This window comes from Pseudomonas putida, from assembly GCF_050990305.1.
GTDB lineage: Bacteria > Pseudomonadota > Gammaproteobacteria > Pseudomonadales > Pseudomonadaceae > Aquipseudomonas > Aquipseudomonas putida_AH.
In genome coordinates, this window is sequence record NZ_CP158817.1 from 3,321,178 (window position 1) to 3,339,591 (window position 18,414).

Consider the following 18,414-nt stretch of genomic DNA (forward strand, 5'->3'; position numbering starts at 1 on the left):
GTGCTACCTGTTGTTCGTGTGCTGATAGAGGGTTGTGCCGGGGCTTAACGACCGACAAAGCGTGGCGCGCGTTTTTCCATGGCGGCGCGCAAGGCTTCGTTGCCGTCTTCGCTGCGACCGCAAAGCAGGCCGGCGGCGAGTTCCGCTTGCAGTTGCTCGGGCAGGCTGCGGTCGGCGCCTTCGCGCATGAGTTTTTTGGTTTGGGCAAAGGCAAAGGTCGGGCCGGCAGCCAGGCGTGCGGCGAGCTCGTTGGTGACGGTCAGCAGTTGATCATCGGCGCAGACTTCGCCCACCAGGCCAGCGGCCAGGGCACGGTCGGCGCCCCACAATTCGTCGAGGAACAACAGGCGTTTGGCCTGCTCGGTACCGATCAGGCGTGGCAGGTGCCAGCTGGCGCCGGCGTCCGGCGAGTAGGCCATGCTGGTGTAGCCGGCCTTGAAGCGTGCCGATTGCGCGGCGATACGCAAATCGCAGCACAGGGTCAGGTCCATTCCCGCACCGACGGCGGTGCCGTTGATGGCGGCGATGGTCGGTTTTTCCAGGCTGTGCAGACGGGTCATCAGGGCATGAGCGGTTTCGGTCCAGCCGTAGGTTTCCAGCGCGCCACGGGCTTCGGCTTCGGCCCATTCGGCGAGGTCGGCACCGGCGCAGAAACTGCGGCCACTGCCGGTCAGCACCACGACGCGAACCGCCGGATCGGCGTTGAACGCGTCGAGCAGTTGGTGGATTTTTTTCAGCGTCGGGATATCCAGCGCGTTGCGCTGGGCGGTGCGATTGAGGGTGATCCAGGCAACGCCTGCTTCGACCTGACTGAGCAGCGAATCGTGAGTAGTCATGCGAGTCCTCGAATTATTGTGATTGGTCTGAGGTGTTGCGACTTGAGGCCATACTAAACGAGTGTTCAGTAAGGCGGCAATTGGTGGAGAAATAGGCTGTAACAGGCTCTTAAATTTACTATCTAGTTGTTTTATATGGTGTTTTTATGAGATCGAGATCTTTGGCCGTGGGCTCTGTTACAACTTCGAACAACTGCCTACACACACCCGTAGGAGCCGGCTTGCTGGCGATGGCGGCATCACATGCAACATCTCTGCTGGCTGATACATCGCTATCGCCAGCAAGCCGGCTCCTACGGGGATCGGGGGTTCACGAAACAACCGTGGGAGCGAGCTTGTTGGCGATGGCGGTGTCACATGCGACATCTCTGCTGGCTGATACATCGCTATCGCCAGCAAGCCGGCTCCTACGGGGATCGGGGGTTCACGAAACAACCGTGGGAACTAGCTTGCTGGTGATGGCGGTTTCACATGCAACATCTCTGCTGACTGATACACCGCTATCGCCAGCAAGCCGGCTCCTACGGGGATCGGGGGTTCACGAAACAACCGTGGGAACTAGCTTGCTGGTGATGGCGGTGTCACATGCAACATCTCTGCTGACTGATACACCGCTATCGCCAGCAAGCCGGCTCCTACGGGGATCGGGGTTCACGAAACAACTGTGGGAACTAGCTTGCTGGTGATGGCGGTGTCACATGCAGCATCTCTGCTGGCTGATACACCGCTATCGCCAGCAAGCCGGCTCCTACGGGGGGCGGGGTTCACGAAACAACTGTGGGAACTAGCTTGCTGGTGATGGCGGTGTCACATGCAGCATCTCTGCTGGCTGATACATCGCTATCGCCAGCAAGCCGGCTCCTACGGGGGGCGGGGTTCAAGAAACAACTGTGGGAGTGGGTTTGCTGGCTATGGCGGCATCACATGCAACATCTCTGCTGACCGATACACCGCTATCGCCAGCAAGCCGGCTCCTACGAGGAGGTGTGTTGCTGGGATCAGGCGCTCGGCAGGCTCGGCGCCAGCACCGCTTCACGCTTGCGATGGAACAGGAAGTACGCGCCATAGCACAGCGCAATGAAGCCAAAGCCCCAATACAGCGACGGCCGTTGGGTCTCATCCAGTGCCAGGAACACGAAGAGCGAGCAGCACAGGGTGATGCACATCAGCGGCAGCACCGGGAACCACGGCGCGCGGTATTTCAGGTCGCTGAGTTTGCCGCCATCGCGCAGGTAGGCCTTGCGGAATTTGTATTGCGCCAGGGCGATGACAATCCAGGTCACCGTGCCAGACATACCGCTCACCGCCATCAGCACCATGAACAAGGTGTCGGCGGCGACGAAACTGGTCATCAGCGACACCAGGGCGAAGCACAGGGTGATGCTCAGGGCACGCAATGGCACCCCACGCTTGCTCAACGGCGACAGGCTTTTGGGCGCCATGCCGGTTTTCGACATCGCCCACAGGATGCGGGTCGAGGCATACAGACCGGAGTTGCCCACCGACAAAATCGCCGTGAGGATCACGAAGTTCATCAGGTCGGCGGCATAGGGAATGCCCACCATGTCGAACACCTGCACGAATGGGCTTTCCATCAGCCCAGCCTGCTGCCACGGCACAATGGCCGAGAGCACGACAATCGCCAGCACATAGAAAATCAGCACACGGAACACCACGTTACGCACTGCGCGTGGGATGCTTTTTTCCGGCTGGTCGGTTTCGCCGGCGGCCACGCCCATGATCTCGCAACCCTGGAAGGCATAGACCACGGTCATCATCACCGCGAACACCGCTGACAGGCCGTTGGGGAACAACGAATCGCCGATCAGGTTGCTCGCCATTGGCGCAGGCGCCCCACTGGTCAGCGGCATCACGCCAAAGATCACCAGCACGCCGACCACGATAAAGCCGAGAATCGCCGCCACCTTGATCCCCGAGAACCAGTACTCCGCCTCACCGAAGGCGCGGGTCGCCAGAGCGTTGATGCCGAACAGCACCACCACGAACAATGCTGACCAGTACCAAATCGGCACCGCCGGGAACCAGCGGGTCATCAGCATCCCGGCGGCGGTGAATTCCAGGCCGACCGTGGTGGCCCAGCTCATCCAGTACACCCAGCCGATCATGAAGCCGGTGGCCGGGCCGATGAATTTTGTGGCGTGAGTCTGGAACGAGCCGGACACCGGCATCTGTACCGACAGTTCGCCCAGGCAGACCATCACCAGGTACATCAGGAAACCGGCGACCAAGTAAGCCAGGATGGCGCCCACCGGGCCGCCCTGGTTGATGGTCACACCCGAGCCCATGAACAGCCCGGTGCCAATGACGCCGCCCAGGGACAGCATGAAGATGTGCCGGCTTTTCAGGGCGCGGGTCAGCTGGATGCCTTTGCGATCAGTGTTTTCGTTCATGTCGACACCTCAGCATTCGATGAGGTGCGTGGCGCAGGACAGGACGTCATTGCGCAGGGAAGGAGCTTTACGGCGGTTCATTATTATTATCTCCAATAAGCTTCGAAGACCGCGTTGCGGCGGTTGCGTCGATTATTGGAAAGCCATGTAAAGCCCTGTTGTACGTAAAGATCAAAGATGTAAAAAGTCGTAACAACCTTGTATATCTACACCACAAACGCATTCCCTGTAGGAGCGAGCATGCTCGCGATGGCGGTTTAACACTCAACATTGATGTCGACTGACCCACCGCTATCGCGAGCATGCTCGCTCCTACAGGGAATGCGGTATTACGCTCTCAGGAGGTACTCGAGTATCTGCAGCGCCCGCTGCATTTGCGCCTGAACGGTCGGCGCCAACCCACGAATCGCCGATTCATCGGTGACCAGCGCCGCTGTTTCCAGCTGACGCAGTACCGAGGCCAGGCCACGAAACCCCAATGAATCACAGCTACCCGCCAAGCGATGCGCCAATTGCGTGACCTCGGTGCAATCGTCGGCCCCGATCGCTTCATTCAGCGCTACGCGATGCTGAACAATCGTCTCGCGCAGCACCGCCAGCAAGCCTTGGACCTTTTGCTCGCCGAGCAGGCTGCGATGGGTCTGCAGCAATGGCCAGTCCATGGCTTCGTCGGCCATCAGCGGCTCTTGTACAACCACTTGCCCTTGCAACACCTGGCGCAGATTTTCCAGCTTCAATGGTTTGGCCAGAATGCCGTCCATGCCCGCCTCCAGGTAACCACGCACCAGCGCAGGTTGCACGCTGGCGGTCAGGGCGAAGATCCGCGTCCGGCGATTCGGCCCTTCAGTAAGGCGAATCCGGGCGCACAACTCGACGCCACTCATGCCCGGCAAGTGCACATCCAGCAGAATCAGATCGAACGCTTGCGCAGCACATTGCAGCAATGCCTGCTCCGCATCGACGGCCAGCCATACCCGATGCCCATACCGTTGCAACAAACCTTCTGCGACTTCGCGATTGAGTGCCACATCTTCGACCACCAGAATATCCAGTGCCGGGCCCGCCGTTTGGGCGGGTGTCGTATCGGCCAACGCGCTGCCCGGCTGCAACGTCAACTCGAACCAGAAACAACTGCCGCGTCCGACTTCGCTGCTGACACCGATGCTGCCACCCATGTATTCCACCAAGTGTTTGCAGATCGCCAGTCCCAGCCCGGTACCACCAAAGCGCTGCGCCACTTCCTCGCTGGCCTGGGTGAAACGCTCGAAAATCTTCGCCTGCATCGCCGGGGCAATGCCGATGCCGTTGTCCGTGACGCTGATCCGCAAGCGTTGCCCGCGCTGCTGTTCGGGTTGCGCGAGCAGCGTCACTTCAACACTGACCTCACCGTCTTCGGTGAACTTGATCGCATTGGCCAGCAGATTGCTCAGCACCTGCCGCAAGAATTGCTCGGCGCCGTGATGATGTTGCGCTACCTGCTGATCGACCCGGCACAGCAGGATCGTGTCGTTGCTCAGTGCCTTGGGTTCCAGCAGGGTCAGCACTTCGTCGAGCAATTGGCGCAGCGAGAAATCCACCGGCTCAGGCAGGCTTGCGCCCTCCTCCAGCTTGGCGAAAAACAGCACTTCATTAAGGATGCTCAGCAAGCCTTCCCCGGCCTTGTGCAAGGCATCCAGGCGTTTGCTGTCCTGCGGGTTCAGGCTGGCGCCGCGCAATAACTCGGCCATGCCGAGAATGCCGTTAAGCGGTGTGCGCAGTTCATGGCTCATGGTCGCCAGAAACCGCGACTTGGCCAGGTTGGCCGCCTCTGCTTCGTCCTTGGCGCGCATCAGGCTGGCGGTGCGCCGCTCCACCATTCGCAGCAATTCATCGCGGTTGTCTTGCAAGGCCAGGCGGTCAGTCTCCCGGCGGTCGATGTCACTGAGGATCGCCCGGCGCATGTCGTCCAGTGCGTCGGCCACGGTATCGATTTCATCTTTTTGTCCGCTGCGCCGCTTGTGCAGGCGCAGCGGATCGTGCCATTCACCCGCAGCGATGCGCCTGGCAAACTCGGCCATCACTTGCAGGTGCCGAGTGACCAAGCGATAAAACAACCCGGACAGGGCGACGGCCAAACCGCAGAGAAACGCGCCCATCCACAACAAACTGGTCAACCCGCTGGCGTACAGCCGTCGATACACCGCGCCCAGGTCGGTGCTGACTTCCAGCTCACCCAGTTGCCGCAACGGACCGGAGGGCGGTTGATAGTCCAGGGCAAAACGCTCGATACGCAACGGACCGACCGGGTCCGGGTTGCCTTGCACCAAATCGTAATCGGGGCTGATCAGGTGCACCCGTGCCACGTCGGAAAAATCCACCAGGCCGCGCATCTGCACGTTCAACTGCTCCTGGTTCAGGTCCCACAAGCTGCGTTCCAGGCTCGCCAGATAGCCGGCGCGAATCAGCTCCATGCGTGCGTCGATCTCGCGCATTTCCCGGCGGTATTCGATGTAAAGCTGCACGCTACTGGCGAGCACGGTGAAACACAGGCTGAACAACAGGATGAACAGCAGCAGGCGCCGCAACAAACCACCGGGACGGGCGCCGATCATGGCGCGTTCGCCGGCAGGTTGATCATGTCGCGGTAGATGACTTCGCTTTCATTGAGCAGGCGCTCTATGTCGCCAGCCTCCACCATGCGCTGTAACTGTGCGTTGATATCCGGCATACGATTGGCCAAAGGTGAGCGGCGTGAAACGGCGACCCGCAGATAGTCGACGCTCAGGGCATTGGGCAACGCGACGATGTCTTGCGCGCCCGGCAAATTTTGCACGTACAGTTCCCCGGTGCGGCGCTCCTGAGTGATGAAGTCGATGCGCCCGCGGATCAGCTTGCCGAAGTTCTGGCGGCTGCTGGCCACCCATTCGATGTTGTGGTGTTGCGCGACCATGCGATCGAATTCCACGCCGTAGCTTTCACCAAACAACAGGCCGCCACGGTAGTTGGCCAGATCTTGCAGCCGCTCGAACTTCACCGGGTGCTGGCGATTGATGAACAATGCCACCTCCTCGCGCAGCACCGGCACCGTGGAAAACAGCATGCTCTGTTCCCGTTGCGCAGTGCTGTAGGCCAGCACCACGTCGACCCGGCCTTCGGCGGCGTCCAGCAAGCAACGCTTCCAGTTACCCAGCACCACGACGTCGACGTCGTAGCCCAATTTCCCGAAGAGCTGCTTCACCACGCTGGGGGCCAGTCCGCGGACCTGTTTACCGTCGCTCCAGGAAATCGGCGGGTAGACCGGGTAATCGCAATAACGGACCTTATCGGCCGCCAGCGCGTGCCCCGTCACCAGCATCAGCATCAACCCGAGCAACCGCGCCAGGACCATCAACATGCGGCCATCACGCCGCCAGGCTGGCAGTGAACAGGTAACCGGCGCCGTGAATGGTGATGATCAATTGCGGTTCGGCGGGATCGTCGTGCAACTTACGACGCAAGCGCCCCACCAGCACATCGATGGAACGGTCGTTGGGCACCCATTCGCGGTTGCGGATCTGGTCCATCAGTTGATCGCGACTGAGGGTGTGGCCGCTGTTGCGCAGGAATACGCTGAGCAGCTGATATTCGCCGTGGGTCAACAGGGTTTCACTACCGGACGGATCGATCAGGCGTCGGCGGTCGGTGTCCAGCGCCCAATCGGCGAATTGCTTGACGGGTTTGGAAACCGTTGCCACCGGCTGCGGCGTTTGCGCGTGGCGCACCCGGCGAATCAGGTTTTTCGCACGCGACACCAGTTCCCGTGGATTGAGCGGTTTGATTACGTAGTCATCGGCGCCGCATTCAAGGCCGACGATGCGATCGATTTCATCGTTGCGCCCAGTGATCAGGATGATCCCGACTTCCGAACGCACTCGCAGTTCACGGGTCAAGGTCAGACCGTCCTTGCCCGGCAGGCGGATATCGAGCATGACCAGGTCCACGGTCTGGCTCGCCAGAAAGGTTTCCGCCTGTTCCGCCGTGGCGGCGCAATGAACGTCGTAGCCGTCCTGGGAAAGATAGGCCTGCAGCAGTTCGCGAATCAGCGGATCGTCATCGACGATCAGTACCCGAGGCGTCATTACTTGATGTTCCTGCACGAGCCCGAAGGCGTGTTTCTTATTAGAGTGTTTTGTTACATTTGCGCCAGAGAGTATCTACAGCTGAACGATCGATCAACAGCTGCTCGTCTGCATTCAGCTTGTCTTTGCACAAAAACGCTGGCGCCCGCCGGCCTGCAATCCGTCGACCCAGGCTTCGCAAATCTGAATGCCCTGCTCCGGGGTGAAGGTGCCGGGGTTCAAACCCAACTCCAGCCACAAACCATCGAGCAAGGCACTCAGGCTGATCGCCGCGAGGTCGGCGTCGAAGTGTTCCCAACCCTCCTCCACGGCCAGCTCCATCAGCACCTTGCCCAGGATGGAACGGTACTCGCCATAGGAGTGATCGTGCGCCTGGTTGATCGCCTCGGCGGTTTTCACCGCGCCCCAGAATGCCAGCCAGGCGTCGATCAGTTGCGGGTCAAGCATTTCGGCGGAGAACGACCCCCGGAAAAACGCCGACAAGCGCTCGCGGGCATTGGGTGCCGCCTGCTCCATGGCCTCTCGCAACAGGGTCATGACGCGCCCGGTGATCGCCATGTAAGCCTCGGCCACCAGTTCGTCCTTGCCGGAGTAGTGATGGCTGATCAGCCCTACCGACACGCCGGCCTCGGCGGAAATCTTGCGGATCGAAGCGCCCTGGAAACCGTGGCGCTTGAGGCACACCAGCGTTGCCTCGATCAGATTGGCCTTGCGCAACTCCGGTTCCATGCGGGAAAAACGGGCTTCCTGATTCATGGCGACACGCTCCTGGGTTCAATCGTAGGGGCCCGCGTCTTGCAGGCGAGTTGAACGACTGTACAGCAAGAAACCCTGTAGGAGCGAGCCGGCTCGCGATGCGGCGGCAGCTTCGGCATCTTCATTGGCTGACACACCGCCATCGCGGGCAAGCCTCGCTCCTACGGGTTCGAGTCGCACTCCGTTTTCGCGAACGACCGAAACCCGTAGGAGCGAGGCTTGCCCGCGATGGCGTCAGCCCATACAACACAGAGTCAGGTTCAATCCCGATACCCCGGCGCTACGCGATCGAGCATCCGCAACAACGCCGCCCACGCCAATTGCATGGCATCCGGGTCGGTCAGCTCGCCCTCCTCCAGTGGCCGTCCCGGGTCATTGAACTGGCGCTCGGTGTGTTCGCACACCTCGGCCGACGGCAACACCAGTTCGCCAGCGGCTTGCGCCGCCAGCTGAATCTCACAGGCCTTCTCCAGGTAATACATGCGCAAAAAAGCTTGGCTGACGGTTTCGCCGACAGTCAACAAGCCATGGTTGCGCAGCATCAGGACCGGCTTGTCACCCATGTCCGCCACCAGGCGTTGCTGTTCGCTCATGTCCAGCGCCACGCCTTCGTAGTCGTGATAGGCAACCTTGCCGTAGAACTCCATGGAAATCTGGTTCACTGGCAGCAATCCACACTTCAATGCAGCCACCGCGCAGCCGGATTTGGTGTGGGTGTGCAGCACGCACTGCGCGTCTTCGCGGGCGGCGTGAATCGCACTGTGGATGACAAAACCGGCAGGGTTGACCGGGTACGGCGATGGCTCGACCGCCTGCCCATTCAGGTCGATTTTCACCAAATTGGAGGCCGTGATCTCATCGAACATCAGCCCGTACGGGTTGATCAGGAAATGGTGCTCCGGCCCCGGCAGGCGTACCGAGATGTGGGTGAAGATCAGGTCGGTCATACGGAAGTGGGCAATCAGGCGATAACAGGCCGCCAGTTCTTCACGCAGACGTTGTTCGGTGGTGCTGCGCGCAGGTACGGCAGTCAGGTCATTCATCGTTGTTCTCCAGGCAGATCGGCTGGACAGACAGTACGGCTGGACGCCCCTGAGCGTCCAGCCGCAAGCGGTTATTTACTGGCCCAGGCGTTGAAACGTTCCTCCAGCTCCTCGCCATGGTCAACCCAGAAACCGACGTCCATCGACAGCGCGCCCTTGAGGTTCTGCGGCGCGGTCGGCACCCACTGGGCCAGTTTGTCGTCCAGTTGCGCGGCGGCCTGGGTGTTGGTCGGGCCGTAAGGGATCTGTTTCACGTAGTTGACCTGGGCCTGCGGCTGGTTGGCGAAGGCGATGAAACGCTTGGCCTGGTCGACGTGTTTGGAGCCCTTGATGATCGCCCAGTAATCCATGCCGTACAGACTGCCAGGCCACACCAGGCCCAAATGGCTGCCGTTTTGCGCCGCCGATGCAATGCGGCCGCTGTAGGTCGAGGTCATCACCACGTCGCCAGCGGCCAGCCATTGCGGCGGTTGCGCGCCGGCTTCCCACCACTGGATGTACGGCTTGAGTTGATCGAGCTTGGCAAACGCCCGGTCCACGCCTTTCGGGGTATTGAGCACTTTGTAGACGTCTTCGACCTTCACCCCGTCCGCCAGCAAGGCGAACTCCAGGTTGTACACCGCACGTTTGCGCAGTCCACGTTTACCAGGGGTTTTCTGCACGTCCCAGAAATCGGCCCACGAGGTCGGGGCCTGGGCCAGTTTGTCGGTGTCATAGGCAATCGCTACGCTCCACACCAGCGCGGCGGACCCGCATTCCTGGGCGGCCTCGGGGATTAACTGATCGGCGTGGCCCAGACGGGTCCAGTCCAATCGTTCGTACATGCCCTCCTCGCACCCGCGCATCAGGTCCGGGCCTTCGATCTGCACCACATCCCAATCGACATTGCCGGTGTCGACCATGACTTTGATTTTCGCCATTTCGCCGTTGTATTCGCTCTGGATCACCTTGCTTTGATCCACTGCGCTGAAAGGCTGGAAGAACGCCACGTCCTGGGCTTTTTGGCCGGCGCCGCCGTAACCGACCACCACCATGTCCGATGCGGCTTGTGCGCTGCCAAGCCCCATGGCCAGGGTCAACGCCAGGGGATAGAAACCGTACTTGAGCAATTTCATCAGTGGATCCTCGTGCAGGTGCCGTCCGACGTTGGTCGGTATGGCCCTTTTTTATTGTTGGTGAGGTGCGACCCCAGGAGCGGGCTCGAAACGAAGCTACTGCAAGCCGCAGTAAAAAAACAAGTTGATTTTTTACTGCCGGTAAATTTCTATAGGCCAATAATAACAACACCGAAAACCTGTGACCTCTGTAGGAGCGAGCAAGCTCGCGATGGACGTTAACGAAAACGCGGACCGCCTGATTCCCCGCGCTACCCGGACCTCCATCGCGAGCTTGCTCGCTCCTACACAGGTCAGCCCGCTGGAGTAGCCGCACCATGTCGACACCCGCCTTCGCGCACCTGTTCGAACCCTTGCAGATCCGTGGCAAGCGCCTGAAAAACCGCATCATGTCCAGCGGTCACGACACCTCGATGCCCACCGACAACCTGGTCAATGAGCAGTTGATCGCCTATCACCGAGCGCGTGCCGAAGGCGGTGCCGGGCTGATTGTGCTGCAAGTGGCCGGCGTGCACGACAGCGCGCGCTACACCTCTCACGTGCTGATGGCCACCGACGACGCCTGCATCGACGGCTACCGGAAAATCGCTGAAACCTGCCATGCCCACGGCACCGTGGTGCTGTCCCAGGTGTTTCACCCGGGGCGGGAAATCATGGAGTCCAGCGACGGTTTGCTGGCCGTGGCTTACTCCGCATCAGCCGTGCCCAACGAACGTTTTCGGGTGATGCCTCGGGCGCTGGATCAAGGGATGATCGACGAAATTGTCGCTGGTTATGCCGCTGCGGCCCGGCGTTTGCACCAGGCGGGGATCGACGGCGTGGAAGTGGTGGCCAGTCACGGCTATCTGCCAGCGCAATTCATTAACCCACGGGTCAACCGCCGCACCGATGGCTACAGCGGTGAACTGGAACAGCGCCTGCGCTTCCTGCGTGAAGTGATCGCGGCGATACGCGCCAGTACCGACGAAGACTTCATCGTCGGTCTGCGCATTTCCGCCGACGAGCGCGACCCCGAAGGCCTGACTGAAGACGAATCCCTGGCCGCCGTGCAATCGCTGCAGGCGCAACTGGATTACGTGCACATTGTTGCCGGCACCTCGGCTTCGCTGGGTGGCGCGGTGCACATCGTGCCGCCGATGGCCATCGAAGCGGCGTACCTGGCCAAGGAAGGCGGTACGTTCAAGGCGAGTTTGAACATTCCGTTGTTCGTCACTGGGCGCATCAACCAGCCTCAGGAAGCCGAACTGATGATCGCCCGAGGCCAGGCCGATGTCTGCGGCATGACCCGCGCACTGATCTGCGACCCGCAAATGCCCAACAAGACCGACAGCGGCCACGTCGAAGACGTGCGCGCCTGCATCGCTTGCAACCAGGCATGCATCGGGCACTTCCATAAAGGCCTGCCGATTTCCTGCATCCAGCACCCGGAAACCGGTCGTGAATTGATTTTTGGCCAACGACAAACAGCAAAGAACCGCAAACGCATCATGATCGCCGGCGGTGGTCCCGCCGGGATGAAAGCCGCCGCCGTTGCCGCCCAGCGCGGGCATGAGGTGACGCTGTACGAAGCCAGCTCGCAACTTGGCGGGCAGGTGCAGTTGGCGCAATTGCTGCCACGGCGCAGCGAGTTCGGCGGCGCCATTACCAACCTGCAACGGGAAATGGAACTGGCCGGGGTGCGCGTGGTGCGCAACACCCGGGTCGACCGCGCCTTGGTAGAACAGGAAAAACCGGACATGGTGATCGTTGCTACCGGCGCCGAACCTTACTGGCCGCCCTTCGAGCGCGGCGGCCAATTGCAGGTGGTAGATGCCTGGCAGGTGCTGCGCGATGAGGTGCAGATCGGTCGCTCGGTGGTGGTGGTCGATTGGCGTTGCGACTGGATCGGCCCCGGCATCGCCGAACGCCTGACCCGCGCCGGGAACCAAGTGCAACTGGCGGTCAACGGCACCCACTGCGGGGAAAACCTGCCGTTGTACGTGCGCGACCACCTGGCCGGCGAGTTGCACAAACTGGGTGTACCGATCACCCCGTATGCACGGCTGTATGGCTGCGACGACAACACCGTTTACCTGCAACACACCGCCAGCGGTGAACCGATGCTGCTGGAAAACATCGACACGCTGGTGTTGTGCCAGGGACATCAGCCGGTGGATACCCTCGGTGAGGAACTGCGAGGCCTGGTGGAATTTCGGCGTATCGGCGACTGCCTGGCGCCGCGCACCGCCGAAGAAGCGATTTATGAGGGGCTGAAAGTCGCGTGGCAGCTTTGAGGCTGTTTATACTCCGGGACCCTAACGGCTAACACCGCCCCTGTAGGAGCGAGCATGCTCGCGATGACGGACTCGCATTCGACATCTCCGTTGACTGATGCGCCGCCATCGCGAGCATGCTCGCTCCTACAAGGGATTTGTGCCACTCCCCCCGGTTCGGAATTGACCATGAGCACCAACACGACACAACCGGCCACCGGCACCGCCGAACAGCACTTTCTCGGCACTCGCATTCGCGGCCTGCGCAAACGCCGGGGCATGACCCTGGCGGAACTGGCGCAACAGAGTGAACTCACCGCCGGCTACATCAGCCAACTGGAACGCAACCTCGCCTACCCCTCGATCCCGGCGCTGTTCAACATCGCCCGCAGCCTGGGTGTGACCATCCAATGGTTCTTCGCCAGTGAGGCCAACACCAACCCCGATGACGACGGCGTGGTGGTGCGCAAGAACAGTCGCCTGAGCGTGCATTACGAGGACGGTATCGTCGATCAGTTGCTGACCCCACAGCCCAGTCAGCAACTGGAAATGCTCCATTCGCGCTTCCCACCAGGCACCTACAGCCAGCAAAGCTACAGCCACGAAGGCGAAGAAGCCGGGTATCTGCTGTCAGGCACTTTCGAGTTGTGGGTCGGCGAGCGCTATTTCCAGCTCAACGAGGGCGACAGCTTCAGCTTCTCCAGCCAGGAACCACACCGTTACGGCAACCCCGGCGAGGTGGACGCGGTGGTGATCTGGGTGATCACTCCCCCAACGTTCTAACGCCGTGCGCGTCCCGGTTGAACGGCACTCATACGCTTGAGGGTGTCGCTCGGCAATTCCTTGAACAGCGCACGGTAGCTGCTGGAAAACCGTCCCAAATGCCAGAACGACCAGTGCATCGCCACTTCGGCGACGGTGGTTTGCATCGGCGTGCTGCTGAGCAATTCGCGGCGTGCACTATTGAGTCGGCGCAAGCGCAGCCATTGGGTCGGTGCCATGCCGGTATAGGTCTTGAACGCATGCTGCAACTGGCGCAATGAAACCCCGGCGACCTGGGACAACTCCAGCAGGTTGAGGTGTTCCTCCGGCGTGTCTGCCGCCCATTCCCCTACCCGCTTCATGATCGCTCGCTCCCCGGCCCGACGCTGCAATGCGCCTTGATCGAGACAGACGCAGGCGTTGTCGAGGATGAACAGGCAGTCGTCCAGCAACTGCTCCGTGAGGGCTTCCCTGCTTGGCGGGTCGAAGGTTTGTGACAGCCGCGTCAGGGTGCCGCTGAGCCAGCGACTGAATAAGCCATTCTGCTGCGAATTGAGCGGCGCCAAGAACAGCCCTTCCAGCCTGGCGACATCCAGCGCGTGGCGTTGCACGAACTCCGGACCAAACACCACGGCGATTTCCTGGTAGTTCTCCGGGGTGATCCAGATGTTGCGGCTCTCGCCATTAAGCATATACAGCGCGTTGTCGCTGCGGTCGAAACAGAACGCCAGCGACCCCTGGGGCGCGCTGAAATTCTGCTCGACCCGAGTGTTCATCGACTCCTCGTAGATCTCCACGCCCTGCAAGTCCAGATAACGCACCAAGCCTGCGAAATGGCCCGGCGACATCTGTTGGTAATGCTGGACCCAGCCCGGTGTGGCGCGGATTTGCTCGGCGACATCGGCGGTATTGAAGGCTTGAACTTGTAACGGGCTACACGCTGTCATGGGCTGACCTTGCGCACTCTTTTGGTGCGCTTTGTGTTGCTTAAAGTGGATAGATGGAACCGCAAGGCTCGCCCAAGATAGTCGTCAACGCGCCACAGGGGAAGTCTCCCGCAGATGAAAACGGCCTTCCCCCGCGTTACCCAAACCAATAACGAGGTTTTTATGAATGTCCCTTTCGATCAGCTGTTCACGTGGCTGAAAGATCACAAGATTACCGAAGTCGAGTGCGTCGTCAGTGACCTGACTGGCATTGCACGCGGCAAAATCGCACCCACCAACAAGTTCCTGCATGAGCGAGGCATGCGCCTGCCGGAAAGTGTGCTGTTGCAAACGGTAACCGGGGACTTTGTCGACGACGACATTTACTACGACCTGCTGGACCCGGCTGATATCGATATGGTCTGCAAGCCGGACGCCGATGCGGTGTACGTGGTGCCTTGGGCCATCGAGCCGACCGCCATCGTGATTCACGACACCTTCGACAAGTTCGGCAACCCCATTGAACTGTCGCCGCGCAACGTGCTGAAAAAAGTCCTGCAGCTGTACACCGACAAGGGCTGGAAGCCAATTGTCGCGCCAGAAATGGAGTTCTACCTGACCCAACGTTGCGAAGACCCGGACTTGCCGCTCAAGGCGCCGCTGGGTCGTTCGGGCCGTGCCGAAAGTGGTCGCCAGTCGTTCTCCATCGATGCGGCCAACGAATTCGATCCGCTGTTCGAAGACGTCTACGATTGGTGCGAACTGCAAGGCCTGGACCTCGACACGCTGATCCACGAAGACGGCCCGGCGCAGATGGAAATCAACTTCCGTCACGGCGATGCCCTGGACCTGGCGGACCAGATCACCGTGTTCAAGCGCACCCTGCGTGAGGCCGCGCTCAAGCACAACGTCACCGCGACCTTCATGGCCAAGCCGATTGGCGACGAGCCTGGCAGCGCCATGCACATTCACCAGAGCGTGGTGGACATCGCCACCGGTAAGCCGATCTTCGCCGATGACAACGGGCAAATGAGCGACCTGTTCCGCCAGCACATCGGCGGTCTGCAGAAGTACATCCCTAAAGTGCTGCCGATGTTCGCGCCCAACGTCAACTCGTTCCGCCGCTTCCTGCCGGACACCTCGGCACCGGTCAACGTTGAATGGGGCGAAGAAAACCGCACCGTCGGCCTGCGCGTACCGACCTCAAGCGCTGAGGCGATGCGCGTGGAAAACCGTTTGCCGGGGGCCGACGCCAACCCGTACCTGGCCATCGCCGCCAGCCTGCTGTGTGGCTACATCGGCATGGTCGAAGCCATCGAGCCAAGCGCTGCGGTCGAAGGCCGCGCCTATGAAAGGCGCAACCTGCGCCTGCCGATCACCATCGAAGACGCCCTGACGCAGATGGAAGAATGCGATGCCATCGGCCGTTACCTGGGCAGCAAATTCGTGCGCGGTTACGTCGCGGTCAAACGCGCCGAGCACGAAAACTTCAAGCGCGTGATCAGCTCCTGGGAACGCGAGTTCCTGTTGCTGAGCGTCTGAGACTTGCGCCGCCCTTGATGGCCTCTTCGCGAGCAGGCTCGCTCCCACATTTGAAATGCATTCCCCTGTGGGAGCGAGCCTGCTCGCGAAAGCGGTAGCCAGAACACCAAAGAAACACCTGAAAAATCCAATAACTCCAACAAGAGGTGTCGACATGCGTCTATTGAAATCCGTTGTCCCGCTCGCACTCACCGTATTGTGCAGCGCCGTTGTCCAGGCTCAGCCACAAGTCAGCGTCTACAACTGGACCGATTACATCGGCGAAACCACCCTCGCCGACTTCCAGGCCAAGACCGGGATCAAGGTGATCTACGACGTCTTCGATTCCAACGAAACCCTGGAAGGCAAGCTGCTCGCCGGGCGCACCGGGTATGACGTGGTCGTGCCGTCCAACCATTTCCTGGCGCGGCAGGTGAAGGCCGGTGCTTTCCTCAAGCTGGACCGCTCCGAGTTGCCGAACTTCAAGAACCTCGACCCGAAACTGCTTGCCCTGCTGGAGAAGAACGATCCGGGCAACGAGCATTCGGTGCCGTACCTGTGGGGCACAAACGGCATCGGTTACAACGTCGACAAGGTCAAGCAGGTGCTGGGCATCGACCACATCGACTCTTGGGCCGTGTTATTCGAACCGGAAAACATCAAGAAACTCAGCCAATGCGGCGTCTCGATGATGGACTCGGCGGATGAGGTGTTCCCGGCGGTGCTCAACTACATGGGCATGGACCCACGCAGCGAGAACCCCGAAGACTTCAAAAAGGCCGAAGCCAAGCTGCTGAGCATCCGCCCATACGTCACCTACTTCCACTCATCCAAATACGTGTCGGACCTGGCCAACGGCGACATCTGCGTTGCCTTCGGTTACTCCGGCGACGTGTTCCAGGCCGCCAACCGCGCCAAAGAAGCCAAAAACAACGTAAACATCGCCTACGCCATCCCCAAGGAAGGCGGCAACCTGTGGTTCGACCTGCTGGCGATTCCCGCCGATGCCGGCAACCCGAAAGAAGCCCATGCGTTCATCAATAACCTGCTTGACCCGCAAGTGATCGCCAAGGTCAGCGCTTCGGTCGGCTACGCCAACCCCAATCCGGCCGCCAAGCAGTACATGGACGCCGAATTGGTCAACAACCCCGAGGTTTACCCGTCCCAGGAAGTCCTCGACAAGTTGTACATCTCGACCACGCCGCCGCAGTCGATCATGCGCCTGATGACCCGGTCCTGGAGCAAAGTGAAGTCCAACCAATGAACCAGTACACCCAGGAACACACCCACTCTTACTACGCCGCGTCAGCGCATAGCCTGGCGCCCTTGCCCAAGCTGGACGAAGACCTGGTGGCCGATGTCTGCGTGATTGGCGGCGGTTTTACTGGCGTCAACACGGCCATCGAACTGGCCCAGCGCGGACTTTCAGTGGTTCTGTTGGAAGCACGACGAATTGGCTGGGGCGCCAGCGGGCGCAACGGCGGGCAATTGATTCGCGGCATCGGCCATGACGTCAGCGGGTTTGCCCAGTATGTCGGCGCCGAAGGCGTGGCTTATATGGAGCGTGCCGGCATTGAATCGGTGGAGTTGGTGGGCCGCCGAATCCGTGAGCACGGCATTGATTGCGACCTACGCTGGGGTTTTTGCGAACTGGCCAACACCAAGGCGCAGTTCGCCGGACTCAAGGCTGAACACGCAGACCTGAAAGAATCGGGGTACGCCCATGAAATCCGCCTGGTCGAACCCGGACAGATCCGCGAGCAGGTGGTCAACGCGGGCGTCTATGCCGGCGGCTTGATTGACATGGGCTCAGGCCACTTGCATCCGCTGAATCTGGTGCTGGGCGAGGCTCAACTCGCGCAGTCCCTTGGCGTGCGGATCTTCGAACAAACGCCGGTACTGGAAATCGTCCATGGCAGCACCGTGCAAGTTTGCTGCGCCGGGGGGACGGTGCGCGCCGGCAGCCTGGTATTGGGTTGCAATGCACATCTGGAAGAGCTGGAGCCGAAACTCAGCGGCAAGGTCCTGCCGGCAGGTAGCTACATCATCGCCACCGAGCCTTTGTCTGAGGAACAGGCGGCGCAGCTGATTCCGCGTAACCTGGCGTTGTGCGACCAGAAAGTCGGGCTGGACTACTACCGGCTCTCGGCGGACCGTCGCCTGCTGTTCGGCGGCGCCTGTCATTATTCCGGGCGCGACCCAAAGGACATCGCGGCCTACATGCGCCCGCAGATGCTCAAGGTGTTCCCGCAACTGGCGAACACGCGCATCGAGTATCAATGGGGTGGCAAGATCGGCATCTCCGCCAATCGCTTCCCCCAGGTCGGGCGCCTGAGCCAGCACCCCAATGTGTTCTACGCCCAGGGCTATTCCGGCCATGGCGTGAACGTGACGCATTGGTGCGCCAAACTGCTGGGCGAGGCGATCCATGCCGGACACAGCCGGGGCTTCGACGTGTTCAGCGCCGTACCGCACATGACCTTCCCCGGCGGCCCCGCCCTGCGTTCGCCACTGCTGGCACTGGGCATGCTCTGGTACCGCCTGCGCGAAGTCCTAGGCTGAAGCTATTGGTTGCCCGAACTACCGCCTTCGCGAGCAAGCTTCGCTCCTACAATGATGGGTGTCGTGCGCAATTCAACCAGCTGTAGGAGCGACTTGCCCGCGAAGAACGATAACGCTGGGTGTTGGGCTGCCC

14 protein-coding genes are annotated in these 18,414 nt (G+C 60.7%); 5 read left to right on the forward strand and 9 right to left on the reverse strand.

What is annotated here, in order from left to right:
* Positions 1-44: 44 nt before the first annotated feature.
* From ABTV22_RS14965 to ABTV22_RS15000, 8 genes are all read right to left on the reverse strand, one after another.
* Entirely contained in the window at positions 45-836 is a 792-nt protein-coding gene (locus ABTV22_RS14965) for an enoyl-CoA hydratase/isomerase family protein (RefSeq protein WP_433735290.1), read from the reverse strand.
* Positions 837-1,834: 998 nt separating this feature from the next.
* Positions 1,835-3,247 carry an amino acid permease gene (locus ABTV22_RS14970; RefSeq protein ID WP_433735291.1) on the reverse strand — a complete coding sequence of 471 codons (1,413 nt, stop codon included), beginning with the start codon at positions 3,245-3,247 and terminating at the stop codon, positions 1,835-1,837.
* Positions 3,248-3,576: 329 nt separating this feature from the next.
* Complete coding sequence (locus ABTV22_RS14975; RefSeq protein ID WP_433735292.1) at positions 3,577-5,838, reverse strand: ATP-binding protein; 2,262 nt, start codon at positions 5,836-5,838, stop codon at positions 3,577-3,579.
* On the reverse strand, positions 5,835-6,608 hold the full coding sequence (locus ABTV22_RS14980) for a substrate-binding periplasmic protein (protein ID WP_433741410.1): 774 nt from the start codon (positions 6,606-6,608) through the stop codon (positions 5,835-5,837). The genes ABTV22_RS14975 and ABTV22_RS14980 overlap by 4 nt, the downstream gene beginning before the upstream one ends.
* 19 nt (positions 6,609-6,627) lie before the next feature.
* Positions 6,628-7,344, reverse strand: coding sequence for a response regulator (locus ABTV22_RS14985; RefSeq protein WP_433735293.1), 717 nt, complete (start codon positions 7,342-7,344; stop codon positions 6,628-6,630).
* Positions 7,345-7,458: 114 nt separating this feature from the next.
* The gene (locus tag ABTV22_RS14990) at positions 7,459-8,100 is read right to left on the reverse strand and encodes a TetR family transcriptional regulator C-terminal domain-containing protein (RefSeq protein WP_433735294.1); all 642 of its coding nucleotides are present in this window, start codon (positions 8,098-8,100) and stop codon (positions 7,459-7,461) included.
* A 260-nt stretch (positions 8,101-8,360) separates the two neighbouring features.
* Positions 8,361-9,143, reverse strand: coding sequence for a class II aldolase/adducin family protein (locus ABTV22_RS14995; RefSeq protein ID WP_433735295.1), 783 nt, complete (start codon positions 9,141-9,143; stop codon positions 8,361-8,363).
* 71 nt (positions 9,144-9,214) lie between these two features.
* A complete protein-coding gene (locus tag ABTV22_RS15000; protein ID WP_433735296.1) occupies positions 9,215-10,258 on the reverse strand; it encodes an ABC transporter substrate-binding protein in 1,044 nt (347 codons plus the stop codon).
* Between the two features lie 317 nt (positions 10,259-10,575).
* Here ABTV22_RS15000 and ABTV22_RS15005 point away from each other — a divergent pair, with 317 nt between their 5' ends.
* Both ABTV22_RS15005 and ABTV22_RS15010 read left to right on the forward strand, forming a co-directional pair.
* The gene (locus tag ABTV22_RS15005) at positions 10,576-12,531 is read left to right on the forward strand and encodes an FAD-dependent oxidoreductase (RefSeq protein ID WP_433735297.1); all 1,956 of its coding nucleotides are present in this window, start codon (positions 10,576-10,578) and stop codon (positions 12,529-12,531) included.
* A gap of 168 nt (positions 12,532-12,699) precedes the next feature.
* Positions 12,700-13,293: a helix-turn-helix domain-containing protein gene (locus ABTV22_RS15010; protein ID WP_433735298.1), complete on the forward strand. Its 594-nt coding sequence runs from the start codon at positions 12,700-12,702 to the stop codon at positions 13,291-13,293.
* Here the strand turns inward: ABTV22_RS15010 and ABTV22_RS15015 are convergent.
* Positions 13,290-14,219, reverse strand: a complete 930-nt coding sequence (locus tag ABTV22_RS15015) for a helix-turn-helix domain-containing protein (protein WP_433735299.1) — start codon at positions 14,217-14,219, stop codon at positions 13,290-13,292. The two genes, ABTV22_RS15010 and ABTV22_RS15015, sit on opposite strands and share 4 nt — an antisense overlap.
* Positions 14,220-14,381: 162 nt before the next feature.
* Between ABTV22_RS15015 and ABTV22_RS15020 the strand changes: the two genes are divergently transcribed.
* From ABTV22_RS15020 to ABTV22_RS15030, 3 genes are all read left to right on the forward strand, one after another.
* Positions 14,382-15,740, forward strand: a complete 1,359-nt coding sequence (locus ABTV22_RS15020) for a glutamine synthetase family protein (protein WP_433735300.1) — start codon at positions 14,382-14,384, stop codon at positions 15,738-15,740.
* 154 nt (positions 15,741-15,894) lie between these two features.
* A complete protein-coding gene (locus tag ABTV22_RS15025) occupies positions 15,895-16,983 on the forward strand; it encodes a polyamine ABC transporter substrate-binding protein (RefSeq protein ID WP_433735301.1) in 1,089 nt (362 codons plus the stop codon).
* Positions 16,980-18,281 carry an NAD(P)/FAD-dependent oxidoreductase gene (locus ABTV22_RS15030; RefSeq protein WP_433735302.1) on the forward strand — a complete coding sequence of 434 codons (1,302 nt, stop codon included), beginning with the start codon at positions 16,980-16,982 and terminating at the stop codon, positions 18,279-18,281. Before ABTV22_RS15025 ends, ABTV22_RS15030 begins: the two co-directional genes overlap by 4 nt.
* Positions 18,282-18,414: the final 133 nt, after the last annotated feature.

Coding starts and splice junctions, on each gene's coding strand:
- ABTV22_RS14965 (WP_433735290.1), bottom strand. CDS start 836: ATGACTACTCACGATTCGCTGCTCAGTCAGGTCGAAGCAGGCGTTGCC.
- ABTV22_RS14970 (WP_433735291.1), bottom strand. CDS start 3,247: ATGAACGAAAACACTGATCGCAAAGGCATCCAGCTGACCCGCGCCCTG.
- ABTV22_RS14975 (WP_433735292.1), bottom strand. CDS start 5,838: ATGATCGGCGCCCGTCCCGGTGGTTTGTTGCGGCGCCTGCTGCTGTTC.
- ABTV22_RS14985 (WP_433735293.1), bottom strand. CDS start 7,344: ATGACGCCTCGGGTACTGATCGTCGATGACGATCCGCTGATTCGCGAA.
- ABTV22_RS14990 (WP_433735294.1), bottom strand. CDS start 8,100: ATGAATCAGGAAGCCCGTTTTTCCCGCATGGAACCGGAGTTGCGCAAG.
- ABTV22_RS14995 (WP_433735295.1), bottom strand. CDS start 9,143: ATGAATGACCTGACTGCCGTACCTGCGCGCAGCACCACCGAACAACGT.
- ABTV22_RS15000 (WP_433735296.1), bottom strand. CDS start 10,258: ATGAAATTGCTCAAGTACGGTTTCTATCCCCTGGCGTTGACCCTGGCC.
- ABTV22_RS15005 (WP_433735297.1), top strand. CDS start 10,576: ATGTCGACACCCGCCTTCGCGCACCTGTTCGAACCCTTGCAGATCCGT.
- ABTV22_RS15010 (WP_433735298.1), top strand. CDS start 12,700: ATGAGCACCAACACGACACAACCGGCCACCGGCACCGCCGAACAGCAC.
- ABTV22_RS15015 (WP_433735299.1), bottom strand. CDS start 14,219: ATGACAGCGTGTAGCCCGTTACAAGTTCAAGCCTTCAATACCGCCGAT.
- ABTV22_RS15020 (WP_433735300.1), top strand. CDS start 14,382: ATGAATGTCCCTTTCGATCAGCTGTTCACGTGGCTGAAAGATCACAAG.
- ABTV22_RS15025 (WP_433735301.1), top strand. CDS start 15,895: ATGCGTCTATTGAAATCCGTTGTCCCGCTCGCACTCACCGTATTGTGC.
- ABTV22_RS15030 (WP_433735302.1), top strand. CDS start 16,980: ATGAACCAGTACACCCAGGAACACACCCACTCTTACTACGCCGCGTCA.